Here is a 15168-nt window from a genome sequence, read left to right as displayed (position 1 = left end):
CGCCGTGCCTCACAGCGTGCGCAACGCGTCGATCAAGGCCGTCTTGCCCTGGGTCTTGGCGTCGTTCATCTTGATCACCTTCGCCGGGACGCCTGCGACCACCGCGTGCGCCGGCACGTCGTTGACCACGATCGCCCCGGCGGCGACCACCGCACCAGTCCCGACACGGATCCCTTCCAGCACGACGGCGTTGGCGCCGATCAGGACATCGTCTTCAACGATCACCGGTGTGGCCGACGCGGGCTCGACCACCCCCGCTAGGACCGCCCCGGCCCCGATGTGGCAGTGCTGGCCGACGGTCGCGCGACCGCCCAGCACCGCCCCCATATCGATCATGGTGCCGGCGCCGATCTTGCTCCCGATATTGATCACCGCGCCCATCATGATCACCGCGTTGTCATCGATCGTCACGTGCTCGCGAATGATCGCGCCGGGTTCGATGCGGGCGTTGAGCCCTTCAATGTCCAGCATCGGTACCCCAGTGTTGCGCCCGGTCACCTCAACGTGTGTCGCCGTGATCGCCGCCGCGTTGGCCGCCAACCACGGCCGGATCGCCGCCGCGTCGCCGAAGAGCTGGCCGACCTTGACATCGAAGAAGTGCTCGACGCCGGCCGGCACCGGCGTCAGCTGGTCAAGCGCGCCGCTGAAGGTGACGTGAAGCGGGGTCGTCTTCGGGGCGGTGGCGATGTAATCGATGATCTGTTCTGCGTTGAATGGCTGTGGCATGGTTCATCCTCCTTGTGATGTGTGCAAAAAAAGGCCCGTCTGGCGCAAGTCGCTCACCAGATGGGCCGCCGCCACCGCGTGATGGCGAGAATCGTCCATATCGTCAACGATAGCGCTCCGCATTGCTGCGACAGTTCACCGGCTATTCACCCGTGCCCCAACCGACACGCCGACACAGGCGCGTAGACTTCGGCGGTGTTCCCTTTCCCGCATCCGCAACGCCTTGTGTCAGGCTTGGATGCGATACTGATGGCGACCGCGACCTCTATCATGTAATTGCCCCTAGGGTACGCGTTTCGCAGACGCCTGTCAAGCCTATTGACACAGCCACCGCTTGGCGGTTAACTTGAACATTAAAAGACAACCTTAAAGAGGAATCATCGTGAAAGTGATCAAATTCGGCGGCTCGTCGCTTGCAACCGGGCCGCAACTCGCCAAAGTCCTAGACATCATCGCCGCCGACCCGACCCGCCGCGTCGTCGTCGTGTCCGCCCCCGGCAAGCGGTTCAAGGGCGACATCAAAGTCACCGACCTGCTGGGGCAACTCGCCCAGGCCGTCATCGCCGGCGCCGACGTGACCGCTTCGGTCGACGCGATCATCGCGCGCTACGCCGACATCACCGCCGACTTCGGGATGCCCGACACGATCGTCGGCCACCTGCGCCAGCACCTCTTGCAGATGACGCGCCAGTCCTACCTGAACCTCGACTACCTGACCGCCACGTTCATGGCCCAAGGGGAGTTCATGAACGCCCGCTTGGTCGCCGCCGTGATGCGCCACCGCGGGGTCAACGCGCGCTTCGTCGACCCCAAGGCCCTGGGCATGGTTGTGTCCGGGCGGCCGCGGGCGGCCAACATCGCCCCGGACTCCTACGCCCGGATCGCCGAGTTCAACTTGGCCCCAGACGAGACCATCATCGTCCCCGGCTTTTTTGCCTACGACCGGGCCGGCCACATCGCAACCTTCGCGCGCGGCGGTTCGGACATCACTGGCTCGATCCTGGCGCGTGGGCTAGGCGCCGAGTTGTACGAGAACTTCACCGACGTCTCCTCCGTGTACGCGGCCGATCCGCGGATCGTCGCCCACCCACGGGCGATCAAGACCCTGACCTACCGGGAGATGCGCGAGCTCGCCTACGCCGGCTTCACGGTGTTCAACGACGAGGCGATCATCCCGATGAGCCAAGCGAACATCCCGGTCAACGTCAAGAACACCAACGAGCCGGCTGCGCGCGGGACCATCATCGCCCCGACCAAAAACGTCAATCACCACCACCACATCACCGGGGTGGCGGCCAAGCACAACTTCGTCGCCCTGTACCTGCACCGTTACTTGATCAACGCGCAAGTCGGCTTCACGCTGCGCCTCCTGCGGATCTTCGAGCAGTACGGCGTCTCGTACGAGCATATGCCCAGCGGGATCGACGACCTGACGGTGATCATCGACAAGGCCCAACTCGGCGCCGGGATCAAGGAGGCGCTGACCGATGACATCACGCGCAAGCTCCACCCGGACCACCTCGAGTGGCTCGACGACATCGCGATCCTGATGGTCGTCGGCGAGGGCCTGTACGCCAAGCCGACGATCATCGCCCAGATCATGGGCTGCCTCGCCGACATCGGCATCGCCCCTTCGATCCTCAACCAAGGGGCCTCGCGCATCAGTCTGATGCTGGGCGTCCCGGCCGACCGCGCCGCCGACGCGGTCCGGGCGATCTACGCCTTGAGCGAGACCCACCCCCACCCGTGAGCCGACTATGCCCGCGCACCGCGATGAGTTGTATCGCCTGCGCGGGCTTTTTGAGGTCCCGCCAGCGCAAGGGCTCACTTGACGATTCCGCCCCACCACGCGTAGTCTGAAAGAGACACTTGCCGCATTCGTCGAGCGGCGCAGCGTGGTCCCCTGAGCCACACGCCCACGCCGCCCGCTCAAGCCATCATAGAAAGAAGGGTTCCAATGGAATATCTCAAGCTGATCGGTATCCTGATCATCGTGATCGGGTTCGCCCTGAAGTGGGACACCACCGCCGTCGTCGTGATCGCCGCGATCGCGACCGGCCTGTTCTCCGGGATGAGCATCCCGACGCTCTTGGCCACGCTGGGCGAAAGCTTCGTCACCAACCGGCCCGTCTCGCTGTTCTTCCTCACCCTGCCGATGATCGGGTTAGTCGAGCGCCACGGGCTCAAGGAGGTTGCCGTCAACGCGATCAAGAAGCTCAAGCGCCTGACCCCGAGCCGCATCCTCAACTTGTACCTCGCGATCCGCGAGCTCGGCGGGATCTTCGGCATCTCCCTGTCTGGCCAAGTCCAGTTCGTCCGCCCGCTGATCACCCCGATGGTGACGGCCGCGGCCGAAGCCAAGCGGCCCCTGACCGACCCTGAGATCGACCTGATCAAGGGCCGCGCTGCGGCGGTCGACAACTTCGGGAACTTTTTTGCCCAGAACCTGTTCGTCGCGTCCGGTGGGGTGCTCCTGATCTCGCAGACAATGACGACGCTCAAGCACCCCGTGACGCCAAACCAGGTCGTGATGAATTCGATCCCCGTCGCCTTGGTGACCCTGGTGATCGTGGTCGCCTATAACGTCTGGTTCGATCGCCGCTTCAACGCAAAGGAGGCACGCTGATGGTCGACACCTTACTGCTTGCCCTTTACGCCTTGATCGGAGCGATCATGGCGATCGCCGGGATCGAGTCCCTACGCGATCGGACCAACCCGGCGCGCTACGGGACCGGCCTGTTCTGGGGTCTGCTGGCGGTGATCTTCGCCTTCGGGACCCTGATCCCTTACACCATCGTCGGGGGCATGATCGTCTTGATCGGACTGCTGGCCGCCTTCAAGCAGATCCGCCTCGGCACCCTGCCGAGCCTGGACCTGAAGCGGGCCGCGGCCGAGGCCCAGCGCATCGGCGGCTGGGTCTTCGCGCCGAGCATCGTGCTGGCGGCTGTCTCCATTGCGATCGCCCAGTTCACGACCCTTGGCGGCCAAGTCGGGATCGGCATCGGGGCGCTGGTCTCGTTAATCATGGCGATGATCCTCGCCAAGGCGCCAGTCAGTGAAGTCTACACCGACACCCAGCGGATGGTCCGCTCGGTCGGCGCCGCCGGGATCCTGCCCCAGCTGCTGGCGACGCTGGGCGCGGTCTTCACCGCAGCCGGCGTCGGCGAGCTGACGGCCAAGCTGATCGCAGGCGTTTTCCCTGCCGGCAACCACCTGCTGGGCGTCGCACTGTACTGCATCGCGATGGCGCTGTTCACCGCGATCATGGGGAACGCCTTTGCCGCCTTCGCGGTGATCACCGCCGCCGTCGGGATCCCGTTCGTCGTCGCGCAAGGGGGCAACCCCGCCGTCGTCGCTGCGATCGGGATGACCGCCGGCTACTGTGGCACCCTGCTGACCCCGATGGCCGCAAACTTCAACAGTCTGCCCGTCGCGTTGCAGGAGATGGAAGACCCGATGGGCGTCATCAAGCAGCAAGCGCCAGTCGCTTTGCTGATGCTGGTGGTCCAGATCGGGCTGATGTATGTTCTGGCGTTCTAATAGGAGGCACGCATAATGAAAATTCTTGTTACAGGCTTCGATCCCTTCGGTGAAGACCGGATCAATCCCGCCATCGAATCCGTGCGCCGCTTGCCCGACACGATCGACGGCGCGACGATCATCAAACTGGAGATCCCGACCAAATTCGACGTCTCCGCAGACGTCGTCCGCGCCGCGATCGAGCGCGAACAACCGGATTACGTGCTCAACGTCGGCCAGGCCGGCGGGCGCTTCGGGCTGACCCCGGAGCGCGTGGCGATCAATTTCGACGACGGGCGCATCGCGGACAACGCCGGCTTCCAGCCGCTCAATCGCACGATCCACGAAGATGGCGAGACCGCCTACTTCACCCAGCTGCCGGTCAAAGCGATGACCCGCGCGATCCGCGCCGCCGGGCTGCCAGCCGCCGTGTCGACGACGGCCGGCACCTACGTCTGCAACCACATCATGTACCAGGTGCAGTACATGCGCGATAAGCAGTTCCCGGCCATCAAGGCCGGATTCATCCACATCCCGTTTTTGCCCGAACAGGTGACCAACCGGCCGAACACCCCGGCGCTGTCCCTAGATGACGCGGTCGCCGGCCTGACCGCCGCGATCGCGGCGATCGTCGAACGCGACGGCAAGCCTGACATCGAGACCATCGAAGGCACTATCGCTTAAACCCCAAAAAACGATCCCCCGGCTAGACTGGGGGATCGTTTTTTGAATGGTCGACCGATGCGCGGGCCCAGATCAACTGGCCATCAGCGTGTCCAGTGCGCGATCGTCCCGTCGGCCTGTGCGATCAGGACCTCATCGGCTAGGTCGAGGAACAGGCCGTGTTCGACGACCCCGACAGTCGCATCCAGGTAGCTCGCTAGGCCATGCGGGATCGGCAGTGGGCTGACGCCGAGGTCGAGGATGTAGTTGCCGTAGTGGGTGACATACCGGCTACCGTCGGCCTGCAGGCGAAAGGCCGGTGCAAGCCCCGCCGCAGTAAACTTCCGCAGATTCTGTTCCGCGCTGACCGGCAACACCTCGACCGGTAGCGGGAACCCGCCGAGCCGCGTGACGACCTTGCTTTCATCGACGATCCAGACGTTGCGCGTCGCGTTGATCGCGACGTTCTTCTCCAGCGTCAGCGCGCCGCCGCCGCCCTTGATCCCGTCCAGCTGGTGGTCGACGCGATCGGCCCCGTCGACACACAAGTCGACATGGTCGACCGCCGCCAACTCGCTGACTGTGAACCCATTGGCTTCCAGCTGCGTCTTGCTGCGGTTCGAGGTCGTCACGACCGCGGTCAGGGCCAGCGGCGTCTCGCGGTTGCGCGCCCCCAGCGCATCAATGAAGAACGCGACAGTCGACCCGGTCCCGACGCCCAGCACCGTGTTGGGCTGGACCATCGCCACGGCCTGGGCCGCGGCTTGCTGCTTCAATTCATCCTGTGTCGTCATGATACCCTCCTGTTGACTTCTCACTCTCGACTCTACCGACCGCCGCCCTGCCTGTCAAGCGCTTTGGTCGGTCTGGCCACCGCGCCTCAGCGCTCCACGACCCCCGGCTCCATCTGGCGCAGCGGGTGGCGCAGTCCCATCGTCCGGCGAGTCAGCTTCTCGATGATATAGATCGCCGGCGCCTGACTGGTCAGGTTCGACCCGTCCAGGTCCTGTGGCGTGACATAGTATGGCAGCGTCACCGTCGCCAGGTGCGCAAGCGTCGAGCGGCTGGAGTTCGTGATCGCGATCACCGGCACATGGTGACGCAACAGTTCGTTGGTGTAGCCCAGCACCACCCGGTTTTCCCCCGACGCGGAGCACATCACGAAGGCCATCGACCGGTAGACCGACTCCGGGTAGTCCAAGAGCGGCCGGTTCAGCGGGTCGGACAGCGCCAACGACATGTTCACACTGTTAGAGTACGTGATTGCGCCGAACTCCGCCACGATGCGGCTCGTGCCACAGCCCAGCCAGTAGACTTGCTCGTGGGCGTGCAGCAGCTCGGCGGCGGCATCGAGCGCCTGTTGGTACTGGTGCTCGTTGGTCGCCGTGATCGCGCGCACGATCTCGCCGGCATCGATGTCCGTCGGGAGCTGCGTGGCGGTCGCCTGGCTCTCCGCATAGATCCGCAGCTTGGTCTTGAACTCTGCCCAGCCGCTGCAGCCGAATTTCTGGCAAAACCGCTGAATACTGGCGGTACTGCAGTACGTCGCGTCGGCCAGGTCCCGGATCCGCATCAGCACCACCTTGTCCATGTGCTGGATGATCTCGCGGTAGATCGTCATCTCAGTCTCCGTCAACGCCGGCGTCTCCTCAACAAATAGCATCCTTTGTTCCCCCTCCAAAACCCATCGGATAACCTTATTGTACGCGATTGGATGTGACATTTCACGTTTTTGTGACAAGTTGTGACATGTGCCGGGGCAACTGGTCCCTAGTCGTCCCCCTGCCTAGTGTCGCCACACCGACAGGCAAAAAAACAGCCTCACGAGGAGGCTGTCGAGCGAAGATCAGGCGCGTTGTGCCGCGGCCGCTTCGTCCTTCTTGTTCTGAACGGCCGTCGCCATCACGACGAATGGGGCGTAGATCACGACCGAGAGGACCAGGTTGAGGGCTGCAATCACCCCACCCTGCCAGCTGGCCGTGGAGATGATCCCGCCGATGATCGGTGGCGTGACCCATGGGGCCATGACCGTGCAGGCCGGCATGAAGCCGGAGGCCGTCGCGAAGTATGCGACCGAGATCGCGATCATTGGCGTCAGCACATACGGGATCAAGAGGATCGGGTTCAAGACGATCGGCAGGCCGAACGTCAGTGGCTCGTTGATGTTGAAAAGCCCTGGGGCGAAGGATAACCCCGCGATGGACGTGTACGCCTTGTTCTTGCGGGCAAACAGGAAGATCGCGATGATCAGCCCGATCGTCAGCCCGGTCCCCCCTTGGTTGACGAAGGAGTCAAACAGAGGCTTGTTGACGATATACGGGATCGCCTTGCCCGCCTTCAGTGCCGCCGCATTGGCCGCGATCGCTGGGGCGTTGATCGTCTGCATGAATGGGTCGATCATGTTCGCACCGTGCAGCCCGAAGAACCACAGGAACGGCGTGATGAAGGCCAGCAGAAGTGCCGTCGGGTAGGTGTTGGCCATGCCCATGAACGGCTGCTGCACGGCTTGGTAAAAACTCGTGACCAGGTTCTCGACGTGTGCCGCCTGGAAGAACGTGGTGACCAGCCCCAGCACCGTCATCGTGATCATGCTCGGCAACAGTGCCGCAAATGAGGTCGCCACTGCAGGTGGCACACTGTCCGGCATCTTGATGACCAGCTTCGGGTTCGCGTACAGTTTCCGGAACATCTCAGTGGAAATGATCGCGACCAGCAAGGCGATGAACAGCCCTGTGCTGTCCATCCCGGCCGCACCGCCGACCACGAAGAACGAACCCAGGCTGGTGACCCCCGCCGCGGCCGCGGCGGTGCCGTAAGACTTCGCTAAGTTGTAGGCGACCATGAACGCGATCAAAACGGCTAAGACCGCGAACGTCCCGTTCCAGAGGTTGCCCCCAAGCGTCGTCCAGATATACGCGCCGCCCTTGATCTTCTCGCTGAAGATCCTGTTCATCAGATCCTGATACCCTGGGATCGGCAGGTTGTTGATCAAGGTCGCAAAGGCGCCCAGGATCATCAAAGGCATGGTCGCGGCGAACGCATCGCGGATCGCGACTAAGTGGCGCTGGTTCCCGACCTTAGAGGCGATCGGCAAGAAGTGCTTTTCCATGAATGCAATGAATGCTTGCATAACTTTTCCTCCCCTTCGCGCACCGGTCACCCGATGCGGCTAATAGAATGATTCCGCTTACAGACTGTAAGCACCCAATAATCGACCGTCTTGCAAACTGAGAAGGGCCGCAATCCTATTTTTGGATTGCGACCCTTCATTGCTTACGCGGTTTCGCTAGTTGCTGGCTTTAGATGCTGATTCCAAGGTAAATAAGCCTCAGCTTGTTCCCTCGTTGGTGAGGCAGACAGTTGTGACAGCCCATGCAGAAGTCGCTCAATGTAACTTCGTGGATCCAGTCCGTTGGCTTTGGCAGTCTCAACGATCGTCATCCAGATCGCATTGGCTTCGGCCCCCTTTGGGCTGGTGGCGAACAGCCAGTTCTTTCGTCCAATCACGAAGGACTTCATGTTCCGCTCTGATGCATTGTTGCTCAAATCAATCTCGCCAAACTCCAAGACTCGATTAAGCATGCACCGCTGATTCAAAGCGTAGGTCAGAGCGACACCCAGTCGCGATTTCGGCGCCGGCGCGGCCTGATCACACCAAGCCCAGAACTGATCAATCAGAGGTTCTAGTTCTGCCTGTCGACATTTCAGACGCTCGGCCGGTGATAAGAGCGCCCATTGTGTCTCAAGGTGGAACATCTGGTTGAGCAGCTCTAGCGGTTTCGTGCTGGTAAATTTACCTTTAACCTTCGCTGCGTCGTCGTAGAATTTACGCCGAACGTGCGCCCAACAACCAACACGGATGACGCTGTCGCCAAGAAGATTATATCCGGCATAGCCATCACACTGCAGGACCCCAGTATAGCCTGAGTATATTCGCTGCGCGAACTTACCAGAGCGGGTGTTGCCATAAGCGTAGTAGACGACCTGCTGGTCGGCGAGGCGAATACTGCGTTCTACCCAGATGTATGATTTACTCTTTGCCGACTTACCCGGTTCTCTCAGCACTTGGAACGGTGTTTCGTCGCCTTGCAGGAACCGCTCTGACAGGAGGTACTCGTGCATCAGGTCATAGACTGGTCTGACGATTTCTGCCGCGTTGATTACCCAGTTTGTCATGGTCGTCTCACTGAGTAGAAGACCCGCTCGGCGCCATTCTAATATCTGACGATAAAGCGGTGTACCCAGCATGTATTTCTGATAGAGCAACTCAGCGACTAGCGACGAGGTCGCGAGACTGTGCGGGAACAACGCCTGCGGCGCTTGTCCTTGATACAGGTGACTCACACCATCCTCGAGCTCACATTCCGGACACTTGTATGTCTCTTCAAAGATACGCTCAACATACAATCTGCCTGGTATGTGTTGGACCACTTCACGCACGAGATGCTTGCCCACTTTAGCCAGCTGATGACCATGATCACACAGCTCACTTTTTCGAGTGATCACGGTTTCTTCGATGGGCAATTTTGGATCGATTGATTCACCGCGACTGCTTTTAGGCTTGCGCTTGGCTTTTACTACGACTATTTCTTCGCTTTGTTGCCCAGTCTGCTCTGGGTCGGTAAAAACACTGTTATCTCCCAGAAGAGACAGCTGATTAGGATCGGTCATCTTCTCCGAATGGGAGCCGTAGAGTTTCCGAGTTAAATACGCGACCTGCTCGGTGAGCGCCTGAACTTGTTTCATGAGTTCTCGATTTTGCTCGAGTGCCTGTTTGAGCAGATCTTCAGTCGTAGTGACCATGGGCGTAGCCCTCGATTCATTGATGTTGGGTTGAGTGTACCACTGGTGCGACGGGCTTTCTACCATTATTTCTTGGACAAAACTGGTTTACCGTCGACTCCAATCCCCAACCAGATAAAAGACGCTCTAATTGCTTAGCGTGGAGTTTCTTAACCTCATTTTGAGTCGTTGGCCACTGTAGCCGGCCGTCCTCAATTCGCTTGTAGAGCAGGATAAATCCATCGCCAGCCCAATATAGGGCCTTAAACCGATCCTTGCGGGTCCCGCAAAATAGAAACAGTGCCCGACTGTACGGATCCAGATGATATTCCTCTTGGATAACTCCAGCCAAGCCTTCAATACCACGACGCAAGTCGGTCTTACCACAAATCAAATAAATGCCGCTGAGCTTGTGGATATCAATGAGCATTGGCGAACACCGCCTTCATCAAGGCATCCAGGATATAGCCCTGGATATGGTTATACACTACAACCGTTTTGTTGGTGTCAATCTTAACTTGAAAGGCCTTGGTGGCAGTGCTCAGTGGCGCCCGCCGCTGGTCATCCTCTAATTTGATCCGAACAATCTCAGGTTTCTCATCCATAAAATTACCTCACCAATTTAGATTTGATGAGGCAATCATACTGCCCGGCAAGGGGCAATCATATCCGGTCTGTTATTGGGTGCTTACTACAGACTTAGTTATAACATCGTCAATTCGTCAAAAACATGATACTTGTGACAAGTCGCTGTTACATGGGGACAAATCGTAGTTATAAGTACACTTGACTTCATGGCACAAAAAAACAGCGTATCGCGTACGATACGCCGTCTACAGCTGTGAGCACCAGTGGATTTAAGAGACTTAGCCAGCTCATTGTTTAAAATCCTGACTGCCGATTCCCGCAGCGACCTGTAGTGCCATCGGACTTGCATCGATGTCAGCCTTGAGCGCCGCCAGAGATCTGTCTCTGTCATCCGGATGCAAATTCTGAACTTGGAGAATTGCGCTTGGGTTTGTGACCCGTGTGATCACCGCCCGTTGGATCCGGTCAATCGAGCAACTGGTCGTCCCATCGCCGCCCGCCAAGTCCCCCTGAGGGCCACTGGAAGACCAGTAGTCGAGACACCATTCCCCTGTCTCAGGGTCCTGTTGCGAGAGCATCACCTACGAGTAAGACGAGGTGACCGGCTTCGTCCCGACCGATCGATTCATTCCAGAAGAGCTTCATCACATCGTATCGCCGCCCCACTCGAAAGCGAGCCACTCGAGTCATCAGATCGGGATAGTCTGCAGATAAGCCGACATACACACTCTCACCAAAGCCGATGCGGTGTGCCAATGCCGCAAACCCTGGGCCATTGGCGTTGGCCATTCCCCAAGCGCCATCGCCGCGTGCTGGACCGGACACTGCCGGTCCTGAACGGTGTACGGCCGCAGTGATGCCCACACCTCATGCGCGACAGCTTGATGTGTCAACTGCGCCCACAGCTCAAATGTCTTAAGAAAGTGCGTATACACCGCAGCCGAACAAAATGACGGTCTCACCCGGCTGATGTCTACGGTCATCTGACCACCAGCTGCCACCCTCAGCACCTGGTCTAGCCCCTCCCAGGCGGTCCGACAGAATTGCGGCAACTGCTTGTGCCCCGTATAATCCCCCTGCCATCCTCGAACTGAGCGAGTGCCTGCTGCGCGGCTATGCGCCATAGACGCGGTGCCCCCTTGACTTTTTTCATGTTCATCTCGCTTCAGAGACTCGACTAATCGTCCGCTTTTTTGCGGTTCAGCAACGTGCCAGTGATGATCAGCAACACCGCGCCACCGATCAATGCCATCATGTGGGTCGTTGTCTCGCCAGTCTGTGGCAATTTGGTCGTCTTCGCCGCGGTCTTGACGGTGTTGTCACTGACTTTTTTCGCGATGGCAGGAGCCTGCGTCCGATGGTAACTGATCGTACCCTGTGGGGCCGCCGCACCGGCGCGTGCAATCAGCTTGATCGCCGTCACGTTAGGTGTGAGCCCTTTGACAGAAGGCGCGGCGACCGCTGGCAGCGTGACCTGCGTGCCGACCTGCCAGCCTGACACTGCGGGTACCCCAGCGAGTGTCAGTGCTGGCGCATCAGCAACGCCCAACCGATAATAGGTCACCGTCCGATGCGTCACTTGATCTGTCACACGCAAGAACGTCACTGGTGTTGTCCGCCCAGCCGCATGACACGTCCGCTTCTGCTGGTCGAGATAGGTGATCGTTCCCGTTTGTCTTGACGTCGTCAGCGTATACGTATGTGCGTAAACAAAGCTGATCGTGCCGTTCACGCCACGGTTTGCGAGCATACCCGTCGCCGGCACACTCTTCTTGCCCGTCACCTTACCGTTATCGACACCGACATAGCGATAGCCGGCCAGTTTTGGTGCTACCGCTTGATAAGCGCCAAAATGAACGGGACCATCTGGATAGCTGACCTGGATCTGCTGGAGCACTTGCCCGTTGAGATCGACCGCCTGCGCCTGCACCGTCGCTTGATCGTCGATCCCACAGAAGGATTTGACCTGCGCCGTTGTCGCATCGATCTTATCGCTCAGATCAGCAAGGAACTGATTCTTGTCTACGGGTGCGATCGACTCGACCTGATTGATATTAGACGGCGCGGTCACGCGCGTAAAGACGGCCCGCTTGATCTTATCGATATTACATTTAGCGACGCTATAACCGGCATTGATGTCCGTCGTGCTGCCATTAGAAGACCAGTACTTGATGTAATGGGTCACCTTCCCAGTCGTCGGATCCGTCTCATCCTCACGACCTAGATAGAGGACGAGGTGACCCGCCTCGTCCTTGCCGACCGAGTCGTTCCAGAAGATCTTCATCACATCGTACTTCTGGCCTTGCGCGAATGCGGCAAGCCGAGCCACTTCAGTGGAATATTCACTCGCCAAGCCAACATAGTAATTCTTCCCCATGCCCAACTGGTTAAGAAGAACGGCATAGCCAGGGCCGTTAGAGTTGGCCATGCCCCATGCTCCGACACCGTCACCTTGAATCGGGTAAGCCGTGTCGTCCATAGTGTAAGGCTTCAGGTTAATCCAACTCTTCGCCGTGATCGGATGGTTGTAGTCGGTCGACCAGTTAGATAATGACTTCAAGAAGAGCATATAGATCGCAGACGAGCAGAAGGAAGGCCGCGCCTTCGCCACATCGATCGTCGCCTGACCGCTCGGATCAAGCGTGACCGCCTCATCCATCCCCATCCATGTATTCTGCGTGAAGCCTTCCGGGATCTTTCGCCCAGTATAGTAGCCGCCCTTGTCTTCGAAGGCGTCCACGGCTTTTTGAACGGAGCTTTGCCATTCCAGCGGTGCCACGTCCTCTGCCGCTTTGACCTCGTGACCTGCACTCAGCGCCCCCGCCGTGACGGTCAAACCGATTAACCCAGCGACCAATAACCCAAATTTACGTTCCATGTCTTGTTACTCCTTTCACAAGTATTCCCATAAAAAGACACGCACTCTCTGCGTGTCCTGTTAACGTGTCACATTCTGCGACCATACACTGCCGCGGAAATATATCAGCGTAAAGCGTTGAGTTCCTCTTGCATCTTGATCATCTGCTGAATGAGGGTCTGTTCACTCATCGTGGTCATCAGCTGGTCTTGCGCGTGGATCAGCAGCAGTGAGATCTTCGTTTCCCCTTGCAGGTCGGCCGTGATCAGCTCGGTCTGCACATTGTGGGCAAGCGTCATCTCGCTATCCGCTTCCTTCATCAAGGCCGCACTCTTGTCGGTGTCGCCTTCGCGCGTTGCTTCGAGTGCTTCATACAGGTTTGCTCGCGCCGTGCCAGCATGCGTAATGATCTCAAAGATCTGATTTTCAAGTTGTTCCATGAATAAACCCTACTTCCTAAATTAGAAACGATAGACGAACAAGTACATGAGAATGCTCATCGCGATCGTCGTCATCACCACAAAATATAAGTACCGTGGGAGCACGAATTTCTCTTTACGCTCAATGTACAGCAGTACAGCTGGGAACAGCAAGCCGATCCCAATCGTATTACCGAAAAACATCAGCGGTTTGGAATGAAGTGTATCATTCAGAAAGATGATCACCAGGTTGATGATCGCAAGCCCACCGATGAACACGGCAGCGCTCAAGAAGTTCGGCTGTCTGCGGTTCCGAGATGTACGCATCATTGATCAGTCCTCCACGATCTCACCGTTTTCCTTCGCCAGTTCGTTCTTATCGTACATCCGAACGAATGGGAAGTAGATCACGGTCGCAATAGCAATGTTGATCAGGCACAAAACGATCGCGCGCCAGTCACCACCGGTGGCCAGGAAGGCCCCGATCGGTGCCGGCAGCGTCCAAGGCGGCTGAACGAACATCATGTGCACAAGGCCGAGGGAGAAGGCGAACCAAGTGACCAGCGTCATCACGATCGGCGCCAGGATGAACGGGATCAAGAAGATCGGGTTCAGCATGACAGGGAAACCGAAGATGATCGGCTCATTGATGTTGAACAGGGCTGGGACCGCGCAAGCGCGGGTGATCGACTTCGTGTACTTGGCCCGACCGACGATCAGCGCCGCGATGATCAAGCCGATGGTCGCACCAGACCCACCGATCCAGATGAACCACTGGAAGAAGGTCTCGGGTGCAATATGCGTTGCGACCCCACCGTGCGCCACTTTTTCAGCGTTCTCAGTGAAGTACTGCAGCCATACGGGACGGGCAACGGAACCCACGATCGAATCCCCGTGGATCCCGAAGAACCAGAAGAAGACGACCAAGAAGACAGGGACCAAGACCCCTGGCAGGGTATCCCCTGCCTTGACCAGTGGGGAGAAGATCGTCTGGATCACTTGCTCCAGGTTGATCTTGAAGACCACGTTGATCAGGGTCATCACGATCATCAGAAACCCGGCGGGGATGACCGCTTCAAACGAGTGCGCAACAGAGCTTGGCACTTGCTCTGGCATCTTGAACATCAGGTTGTGCTGCTTGCAAAAACGCAATACTTCGACCGCAAAGATCGCCAAGATCATGCAGGGGAAGATCCCGACAGAGCCCAGCGTGGACATGTCGAGCATGATGCTCCCAGACTTGGTGAAGGTCGGCATGATGGAGAGCAGGAAGGTCGCAACGGACAGCTGCCCCCCGGCCAGTGGATCGAGGTCATAACTCTTCGCGAGGTTATAGCCGACGCCAAAACAGATGTATAAGGACATGATCCAGAAGGTCATCCGGTATGGGATCATGATCTGCTGAACGTGCGCAGTCGCCCATACATGGTAGGCCCAGTTAGTTGGGATCGGTGGCATCGCAACGATCAGGAAGAAACTCCCGATGATGATCAGTGGGATCGCTGAGATGACCCCATCACGAACCGCGCGCAAGTGGCGCTGTTCGGAGATTTTGGAGAGCGGTTGGGCAAACTTCGTGTCCAACATATCGAAGAAACTATTCACGGTATTTCA

The 15168-nt window shown here is 58.7% G+C and carries 15 protein-coding genes and 1 riboswitch; of the genes, 4 read left to right on the top strand and 11 right to left on the bottom strand.

The window, feature by feature from the left end; all coding sequences use genetic code 11:
* Positions 1–9: 9 nt before the first annotated feature.
* Positions 10–726 (bottom strand): 2,3,4,5-tetrahydropyridine-2,6-dicarboxylate N-acetyltransferase, encoded by a 717-nt coding sequence (gene dapD, locus HII33_RS02815; RefSeq protein ID WP_179394278.1) that lies wholly within the window; start codon positions 724–726, stop codon positions 10–12.
* A gap of 102 nt (positions 727–828) precedes the next feature.
* A riboswitch (Lysine riboswitch) is annotated at positions 829–1002 on the bottom strand.
* A 106-nt stretch (positions 1003–1108) separates the two neighbouring features.
* Here dapD and HII33_RS02810 point away from each other — a divergent pair.
* The 4 genes from HII33_RS02810 to pcp all read left to right on the top strand — a co-directional run bounded on the left by HII33_RS02810 (position 1109) and on the right by pcp (position 4929).
* Positions 1109–2476 (top strand): aspartate kinase, encoded by a 1368-nt coding sequence (locus tag HII33_RS02810; RefSeq protein ID WP_179394277.1) that lies wholly within the window; start codon positions 1109–1111, stop codon positions 2474–2476.
* A gap of 207 nt (positions 2477–2683) precedes the next feature.
* Positions 2684–3352 carry a DUF969 domain-containing protein gene (locus HII33_RS02805; protein WP_179394276.1) on the top strand — a complete coding sequence of 223 codons (669 nt, stop codon included), beginning with the start codon at positions 2684–2686 and terminating at the stop codon, positions 3350–3352.
* Positions 3352–4266: a DUF979 domain-containing protein gene (locus HII33_RS02800; RefSeq protein WP_179394275.1), complete on the top strand. Its 915-nt coding sequence runs from the start codon at positions 3352–3354 to the stop codon at positions 4264–4266. The genes HII33_RS02805 and HII33_RS02800 overlap by 1 nt, the downstream gene beginning before the upstream one ends.
* A gap of 15 nt (positions 4267–4281) precedes the next feature.
* On the top strand, positions 4282–4929 hold the full coding sequence (gene pcp / locus HII33_RS02795; RefSeq protein ID WP_179394274.1) for a pyroglutamyl-peptidase I: 648 nt from the start codon (positions 4282–4284) through the stop codon (positions 4927–4929).
* An 83-nt stretch (positions 4930–5012) separates the two neighbouring features.
* Here the strand turns inward: pcp and rpiA are convergent, their stop codons facing one another.
* The 10 genes from rpiA to HII33_RS02745 all read right to left on the bottom strand — a co-directional run bounded on the left by rpiA (position 5013) and on the right by HII33_RS02745 (position 15159).
* Positions 5013–5702, bottom strand: coding sequence for a ribose-5-phosphate isomerase RpiA (gene rpiA / locus HII33_RS02790; protein WP_179394273.1), 690 nt, complete (start codon positions 5700–5702; stop codon positions 5013–5015).
* Positions 5703–5788: 86 nt separating this feature from the next.
* Entirely contained in the window at positions 5789–6571 is a 783-nt protein-coding gene (locus tag HII33_RS02785) for a MurR/RpiR family transcriptional regulator (RefSeq protein WP_179394272.1), read from the bottom strand.
* 183 nt (positions 6572–6754) lie between these two features.
* Positions 6755–8038: a PTS sugar transporter subunit IIC gene (locus HII33_RS02780; protein WP_179394271.1), complete on the bottom strand. Its 1284-nt coding sequence runs from the start codon at positions 8036–8038 to the stop codon at positions 6755–6757.
* A gap of 143 nt (positions 8039–8181) precedes the next feature.
* The gene (gene tnpC, locus HII33_RS02775) at positions 8182–9711 is read right to left on the bottom strand and encodes an IS66 family transposase (RefSeq protein WP_179394270.1); all 1530 of its coding nucleotides are present in this window, start codon (positions 9709–9711) and stop codon (positions 8182–8184) included.
* Positions 9712–9727: 16 nt separating this feature from the next.
* Positions 9728–10120: an IS66 family insertion sequence element accessory protein TnpB gene (gene tnpB, locus HII33_RS02770; RefSeq protein WP_179394269.1), complete on the bottom strand. Its 393-nt coding sequence runs from the start codon at positions 10118–10120 to the stop codon at positions 9728–9730.
* Entirely contained in the window at positions 10110–10295 is a 186-nt protein-coding gene (locus HII33_RS02765; RefSeq protein ID WP_179394268.1) for a hypothetical protein, read from the bottom strand. Before HII33_RS02765 ends, tnpB begins: the two co-directional genes overlap by 11 nt.
* 1160 nt (positions 10296–11455) lie before the next feature.
* Positions 11456–13156 (bottom strand): LPXTG cell wall anchor domain-containing protein, encoded by a 1701-nt coding sequence (locus HII33_RS02760; protein WP_179394267.1) that lies wholly within the window; start codon positions 13154–13156, stop codon positions 11456–11458.
* 104 nt (positions 13157–13260) lie between these two features.
* Entirely contained in the window at positions 13261–13575 is a 315-nt protein-coding gene (locus HII33_RS02755; RefSeq protein WP_179394266.1) for a PTS lactose/cellobiose transporter subunit IIA, read from the bottom strand.
* 21 nt (positions 13576–13596) lie between these two features.
* Positions 13597–13884 carry a hypothetical protein gene (locus HII33_RS02750; protein ID WP_179394265.1) on the bottom strand — a complete coding sequence of 96 codons (288 nt, stop codon included), beginning with the start codon at positions 13882–13884 and terminating at the stop codon, positions 13597–13599.
* 3 nt (positions 13885–13887) lie between these two features.
* Positions 13888–15159, bottom strand: coding sequence for a PTS sugar transporter subunit IIC (locus tag HII33_RS02745; RefSeq protein ID WP_343036825.1), 1272 nt, complete (start codon positions 15157–15159; stop codon positions 13888–13890).
* Positions 15160–15168: the final 9 nt, after the last annotated feature.

It is taken from the genome of Lacticaseibacillus absianus, from assembly GCF_013407595.1.
In the GTDB taxonomy this organism is placed as follows: Bacteria; Bacillota; Bacilli; order Lactobacillales; family Lactobacillaceae; genus Lacticaseibacillus; species Lacticaseibacillus absianus.
The sequence above is the reverse complement of the archived record's forward strand: the minus strand, read 5'-3'. Positions and strand labels throughout refer to the sequence as shown.